The organism is Geminicoccus sp., from assembly GCF_035556675.1.
In the GTDB taxonomy this organism is placed as follows: domain Bacteria; phylum Pseudomonadota; class Alphaproteobacteria; order Geminicoccales; family Geminicoccaceae; genus Geminicoccus.
In genome coordinates this window covers 1-6,468 of sequence record NZ_DATMFZ010000325.1, presented here as the reverse complement: position 1 = coordinate 6,468, position 6,468 = coordinate 1, and the positions used below count along the sequence as shown (strand labels likewise).

The window sequence follows — 6,468 nt, the reverse complement described above, 5'->3', positions numbered from 1 at the left end:
GGCCACCGGGATGTCGACCCGGCGCATCACCCAGCCGACCAGGCCGAACAGGAGGAGCAGGACCAGGTCGGTGATCGAGCGGTTCAGGCTGTAGACGCCCAGCGTGCTGAACACGAGGATCCCGCCATAGAGCAGGTGCTGGGGGATCGCGAGCAGGCGCACCCACAGGCCCACCAGGGGCAGGTTGAGGACCAGCAGGGCCAGATTGCCGATATAGAGGCTGGCGATCAGGCCCCAGACCAGATCGCCGCTGGTGAGGAACAGGAGGGGGCCGGGCTGCAGGCCGTATTCCTGGAAGGCTGCCAGCAGGATCGCGGCGGTGGCGGAGGTCGGCAGGCCCAGGGTGAGCAGCGGGACCAGGACGCCGGCCACGGCGGCGTTGTTGGCGGCCTCCGGGCCGGCCACGCCTTCGATGGCGCCCTTGCCGAACTCCTCGGGCTTGCTGCTCAGCTTCTTCTCCATCGTATAGGAGACGAAGGTCGGGATCTCGGTGCCGCCGGCCGGCAGCGCCCCGAACGGGAAGCCGATGAAGGTGCCGCGCAGCCAGGGCTTCCAGGAGCGCCGCCACTCGTCGCGGGTCATCCAGAGCGAGCCCTTCACCGGCTCGATCTCCTGGACGCGCAGGGAGGGCTGCGAGGCCACCCACAATGCCTCGCCCACCGCGAACAGGCCGACGGCCACCACCACGATCGAGATGCCATCGAGCAGGCTGGGAAAGCCCATGGTGAAGCGGGACTGGCCGGTCAGGCTGTCGATCCCGACCACGCCCGCGGTGATGCCGAGGAACAGGGAGAACAGGCCGCGCGACGGCGAGGATCCCAGCATGGAGGACACGGCGGCGAACGCGAAGATGGCGATGGCGAAATATTCCGAGGGACCGAACGCGATGGCTAGGCCTGCGATCAGTGGTGCGAGGAAGGTGAGCAGCGCGGTGCCGATCGTGCCGGCCACGAAGCTGCCGATGGCGGCGGTCGCCAGGGCCGCCGCACCCCGGCCGGCCTTGGCCATCTTGTGGCCCTCCACCGCGGTCACGATCGAGCCGCTCTCGCCTGGCGTGTTCAGGAGGATCGAGGTGGTCGAGGAGCCGTACATGGCGCCGTAATAGAGGCCGGCGAACATGATGAAGGCGCCGGTGGCATCCAGGTACGCGGTGACCGGCAGGAGCAGGGCGATGGTGAGCGCAGGGCCGATGCCCGGCAGGATGCCCACCGCCGTGCCCAGCACGGTGCCGACCAGGCACCAGCCGATATTGGCGAAGGTGAGCGCCTGGGCGAAGCCGCCCATGAGCTGGCTGAGCGTGCCCATCAGATCACCCAGCCCGGCAGGAGGGTCGGCAGGGACAGGCCCAGCCCGTAGCCCAGGATGATCCGGGTGAGCAGCGCCAGCACCAGGGCGATGGCGAGGTTCAGCCACCAGCGCCGGTCGCGGAAGGCGAGGGTGACGGCGAAGAACAGGACGGTCGAGGCGATGACGAAGCCGGCCCGCTCCAGGAGCAGCATGTGGGCGATGAGGCCGCCGACCATCACCGCCATGGCGCCGACATCGACCGGCTCGCCGGTGCCGGGCACATGCCGGGTCCGCCAGCCCTGGAACGCCAGCCACAGGCCAACCAGGATCAGCCCCGCCGAGGCCACGCCCGGGAACAGCCTGGCACCCACCCCGGCATAGCTCGACGGGGTGGGGAGGTTCAGGGTCGCCACGGCCAGGACCAGGCCGCCCAGGAAGGTGACGATCCCGAGCGCCAGGAGTGCGGGACCGCCCGCGGCGGATTCACCGTCCATGCCAGGGTCCGCCCGCTACTTGGCCAGGCCGATGGTCTGCAGCAGGCCCGTCACCCGGGCGTCTTCCTCCTTGAGGAAGTCGGCGAACTGGTCGGCCGGCAGATAGGCGTCGTCCCAGCCCTTGCTCTTGAGCGTCTCCTGCCAGGTGGCGCTCTTGGCCGTCCTGTCGACCAGGTCGACCAGGGCAGTGCGCTCGGCTTCGTCGAGATCCGGGGGGGCCATCACGCTGCGCCAGTTGACCAGATCGAGATCGAGGCCGGCCTCGCGCAGGGTCGGCGCATCCAGCCCTTCCAGCCGCTCCGGCGAGGAGATCGCGAGGGCGCGCAGCGTGCCGGCCTGGATCTGGCCGACCCATTCGCTCAGGCCCGAGATCCCGGCCACGACATGCCCACCCATCACCGCGGCCAGCGCTTCGCCGCCGCCGGAGAACGGCACGTAGTTGACCTTGGACGGGTCGACCCCGGCCTCCTGCGCGATCAGCCCGGCCAGGATGTGGTCGGTGCCGCCGGCCGAGCCGCCGCCCCAGGCGACCGCACCCGGGTCGTTCTTCAGGGCGGCCACCAGGTCCTGCATGGTCTGCAGCTCGGATGAGGCCGGTACCACCACGACCTCGTACTCGCCGGTCAGCCGTGCCACCGGCGTGACCTGGTCGAGCGTGACCGGGGCGCCGTTGGTGATGATCGCCCCCAGCATCACGAGGCCGCCGACCAGGAGCGCGTCGCCCTGGCCGCGCTCGCGCTCGACGAACTGGGCGAGGCCGATCGTGCCGCCGGCACCGGGGATGTTCTCGACGGTGACCGCACCGGCCAGGCCTTCCTGCTGCATCGCCGCCTGCAGGGCCCGCGCGGTCTGGTCCCAGCCGCCGCCCGGGCCGGCCGGAGCGATCAGGGTGAGGGCGCCGATCGGTTCCTGGGCGCCGGCACCGGCCAGTGGCATGGCAATCGTGCCGCAAGCCGCCAGCAGCATCCCTGCGAGCGTAGTCCGGCGCCGCATCCGCACGGTCATGGCGAGCCTCCCTGAGCCCCTGTCTGAGCCCCTTGTCGAATTGTCTGGATACACAGCATGTTCGAGCACCGGGGTCGGGGCAAGCGGCTTGACCGGCGGCGCCGGGTTCAGCGGCGGTGATGGCGAGGATGAAGAATTCCTTGTCGCTGCGGGGCTGGACAGGGGGTGCGCGAATGTTGCGGTGCGGGATCGGCGGGCCTAGGTTCCGCGACCTCATCCGACGACAGAGGACGCTTCACTCATGAAGCCGACCACCCGCCCCGACCGCCCGTTCTTCGGCTCCGGCCCGACCGCCAAGCGGCCCGGCTGGTCGCTGTCCGGCCTGGAAGGCGCGATGCTCGGCAGATCCCACCGCGATGCCGTGGCCAAGGCGCGCATCAATGAGGTGATCGAGCGCTCCCGCCGGGTGCTGGGCATTCCCGCCGACTACCGGCTGGGAATCCTGCCTGGATCGGACACCGGCGCCTTCGAGGCGGCGATGTGGTCGATGCTGGGGGCGCGCGGTGTTGACCTGCTGGCGTGGGAGAGCTTTGGCGAGGGCTGGGTCACGGATGCGACCAAGCAGCTCAAGCTCTCGGACGTGCGCACCCTTTCCGCCGGCTATGGCGAGCTGCCGGACCTGACGGAGGTCGATTTCGGCCGGGACGTGGTGTTCACCTGGAACGGCACGACCTCGGGCGTGCGTGTGCCCAATGGTGACTGGATCGCCGCCGACCGCCAGGGCCTCACCTTCTGCGACGCCACCTCGGCCGCGTTCGCCATGGACCTGCCCTGGTCGAAGCTCGATGTGACCACCTGGTCCTGGCAGAAGGTGCTGGGCGGGGAGGCGCAGCATGGCATGCTGGCGCTCTCGCCGCGCGCGGTCGAGCGTCTGGAGAGCTACAAGCCGGCCTGGCCCCTGCCCAAGCTCTTCCGCCTGACCAAGGGCGGCAAGCTGATCGAGGGCATCTTCAAGGGCGAGACAATCAACACGCCGTCCATGCTGGCGGTCGAGGACGCACTGGACGGGCTGCGCTGGGCCGAAGAGGTGGGCGGGCTGAAGGGCCTGATCGCCCGCTCGGAAGCCAATCTCGCCGCGATCTCCTCCTGGGCGGCGGACACGGCCTGGGTCGACTTCCTGGCGGCCCTGCCCGCCACCCGCTCCTGCACCTCGATCTGCCTGAAGATCGCCGATCCGCGCGTGGCCTCCCTGGCCGAATCCGACCAGCAGAAGGTGGTCAAGGAGCTGGCGGGTCTGCTCGCGAAGGAGCAGGTCGCCTACGACATCGCCGGGTATCGCGACGCGCCGCCCGGGCTGCGGATCTGGGGCGGGGCCACGGTCGACGTGTCCGACACCAAGGCCCTGCTGCCCTGGCTCGACTGGGCGTTCGGCGAGGTCGCCGCCCGCCTGGACGCCGAGGCCGCCTGACCGCAGGCCCAACGCGCCCGTTCCGCCCCTGACGTCATCCTTGTGCCGGGAAAGGCTTCGGCATGCCCAAAGTTCTGATTGCCGACAAACTCAGCCCCGCCGCCGTCGAGATCTTCCAGCGCCGCGGCGTGGAGACCGACATCAAGGTCGGCCTCACCAAGGACCAGCTCCTCGAGATCATCGGGGAGTATGACGGCCTGGCGATCCGCTCCGCCACCAAGGTCACCGCCGAGGTGCTCAAGGCCGCAACCAGGCTCAAGGTGGTGGGCCGCGCCGGCATCGGCGTCGACAATGTCGACGTCGAGGCGGCGACGGCCGCCGGCGTGGTGGTGATGAACACGCCGTTCGGCAATGCCACCACCACGGCCGAGCACGCCATCTCGATGATGATGGCGCTGGCGCGCGACATCCCCGCGGCCGACCGCTCGACCCGGGCCGGCAAGTGGGAGAAGTCCCGCTTCATGGGCGTGGAGCTGACCGGCAAGACGCTGGGTGTCGTCGGCTGCGGCAATATCGGCTCGATCGTGGCCGACCGGGCGCGCGGGCTGAAGATGAAGGTGGTGGGCTTCGATCCGTTCCTGTCGGACGCGCGGGCCGAGGAGCTGGGCATCGAGAAGGTCGACCTGGACGAGCTCTGCCGCCGCGCCGACGTCATCACCCTGCACACGCCGCTCACCGAGCAGACCCGCAACCTGTTCTCCCGCGAGCGGCTCTCGTCCTGCAAGAAGGGCGTGCGGATCGTGAACTGTGCCCGCGGCGGGCTGGTGGACGAAGAGGCGCTGCACGACCTGATCGTGGCGGGCCATGTCGGGGGGGCGGCGCTGGACGTGTTCGTGACCGAGCCGGCCAGGGAGAGCCCGCTGTTCGCCCTGGAGAAGGTGGTGGTGACCCCGCATCTGGGGGCCAGCACCACCGAGGCCCAGGAGAACGTGGCGCTGCAGGTCGCCGAGCAGATCTCCGACTATCTGCTGGACGGTGCGATCATCAACGCGCTGAACATGCCGAGCGTGTCGGCCGAGGACGCGCCCCGGCTCAAGCCCTACATGGAGCTGGCCGAGCAGCTCGGCAGCTTTGCCGGCCAGCTCACCGAGACCGGGCTGAAGGGGGCCACCGTCACCTTCGCCGGCCAGGCGGCCACGCTGAACAACAAGCCGCTCACCCAGCTGATCCTCAAGGGCCTGCTGGCCCCGTTCGCCGCCTCGGTGAACATGGTGAACGCTCCGGCGCTCGCGAAGTCGCGCGGCATCCAGCTCACCACCGTCACCCACGAGCATGTCGACGGCTACCAGACCCTGATCACGCTGGAGGTGGTCACGGAGAAGGGGCCGCGCACCGTCTCGGGCACGCTGTTCCAGGGGGAGAAGCCGCATCTGGTCGAGATCCGCGGCATCCCGATCGACGCCACCCTGTCCGGCAGCGTCCTGTATGTGCGCAACCAGGACAAGCCGGGCTTCATCGGCGCGCTCGGCCGGCTCCTGGGCGAGGCGGAGGTCAACATCGCGACCTTCCATCTGGGCCGCGACCGGCCGGGCGGCGACGCGATCGCTTTGGTGGCGATCGACCAGGCAGTGCCGGCGGACGTGCTGGCGCAGATCCAGGCGCTGCCGCACGTCATCCAGGCCAAGCAGCTGGCGTTCTGAGCCGAAAGGTCAGGCCAGGGGACCCCGCGTCGGGGGCCAGTGTCAGGGGAGCGTGAAGGTCAGGCGGGTCCGGGTGCCCGCCGGCGAGCTCTCCTGCTCGATCCGGCCGCGGATCTGGCGGGCCAGCGCTTCGATGAGCTTCAGGCCCGACCCGCCCGGCTTGGTGGGGTCGATGCCCTTGCCGTTGTCGACCACTTCCAGGCCGATCTCGCCGCGGCCGGGGCCGGACACCAGCTCGACATGAATGGCGCCGCCGGCCTCGTCGAAGCCGTGCTTGACGCTGTTGGTGACCAGCTCGTTGACGATGAGGCCGATCGGGACGGCGTACTCGATCGGCGCGCTGAGCTCGTCGGCGCGGACATCGACGGCGACGGTCTCCAGGGGCTTTTGGATGCTGGCGACCAGCGCGCGCAGATAGGTGGGCAGGTTGACCAGCTCGCCGCCCTGCGCCGGGGCCAGCTGGTCGTGGGCCAGCGCCATGGCCATGATCCCGTCGGCGATCTTGCCCAGCACGTCGCGGCTGTTCTCCGTCTGCAGCCGCGCCGCCTGAATCGAGATCATCGACAGGACGATCTGGAAATTGTTCTTGGTCCGGTGCTGCATCTCGTGGAGCAGCAGCTGGTGGCGGCGCGAT

Annotated in this window: 6 protein-coding genes; 2 read left to right on the top strand and 4 right to left on the bottom strand. The window is 69.9% G+C overall.

The window, feature by feature from the left end; genetic code table 11:
* The 3 genes from VNS22_RS23005 to VNS22_RS22995 form a co-directional block, all read right to left on the bottom strand.
* A partial coding sequence (locus VNS22_RS23005; protein ID WP_325736658.1) for a tripartite tricarboxylate transporter permease occupies positions 1-1,305 on the bottom strand: 1,305 nt, incomplete at its 3' end.
* The gene (locus VNS22_RS23000) at positions 1,305-1,781 is read right to left on the bottom strand and encodes a tripartite tricarboxylate transporter TctB family protein (protein WP_325736656.1); all 477 of its coding nucleotides are present in this window, start codon (positions 1,779-1,781) and stop codon (positions 1,305-1,307) included. The genes VNS22_RS23005 and VNS22_RS23000, both read right to left, overlap by 1 nt.
* Positions 1,782-1,796: 15 nt before the next feature.
* Positions 1,797-2,774, bottom strand: coding sequence for a Bug family tripartite tricarboxylate transporter substrate binding protein (locus VNS22_RS22995; protein ID WP_414653418.1), 978 nt, complete (start codon positions 2,772-2,774; stop codon positions 1,797-1,799).
* A 253-nt stretch (positions 2,775-3,027) separates the two neighbouring features.
* Between VNS22_RS22995 and VNS22_RS22990 the strand changes: the two genes are divergently transcribed.
* A complete protein-coding gene (locus tag VNS22_RS22990) occupies positions 3,028-4,194 on the top strand; it encodes a phosphoserine transaminase (protein WP_325736652.1) in 1,167 nt (388 codons plus the stop codon).
* Between the two features lie 62 nt (positions 4,195-4,256).
* The gene (gene serA / locus VNS22_RS22985; protein ID WP_325736650.1) at positions 4,257-5,834 is read left to right on the top strand and encodes a phosphoglycerate dehydrogenase; all 1,578 of its coding nucleotides are present in this window, start codon (positions 4,257-4,259) and stop codon (positions 5,832-5,834) included.
* A 42-nt stretch (positions 5,835-5,876) separates the two neighbouring features.
* Here the strand turns inward: serA and VNS22_RS22980 are convergent.
* Positions 5,877-6,468, bottom strand: a 592-nt coding sequence (locus VNS22_RS22980) for a sensor histidine kinase (protein ID WP_325736648.1), incomplete at its 5' end; no start/stop codon positions are given.

What these genes read in the sequence shown, in the direction of transcription:
- VNS22_RS23000 (WP_325736656.1), bottom strand. Translation starts at nt 1,781, where the DNA reads ATGGACGGTGAATCCGCCGCGGGCGGTCCCGCACTCCTGGCGCTCGGG.
- serA (WP_325736650.1), top strand. Translation starts at nt 4,257, where the DNA reads ATGCCCAAAGTTCTGATTGCCGACAAACTCAGCCCCGCCGCCGTCGAG.
- VNS22_RS22990 (WP_325736652.1), top strand. Translation starts at nt 3,028, where the DNA reads ATGAAGCCGACCACCCGCCCCGACCGCCCGTTCTTCGGCTCCGGCCCG.
- VNS22_RS22995 (WP_414653418.1), bottom strand. Translation starts at nt 2,774, where the DNA reads ATGCGGCGCCGGACTACGCTCGCAGGGATGCTGCTGGCGGCTTGCGGC.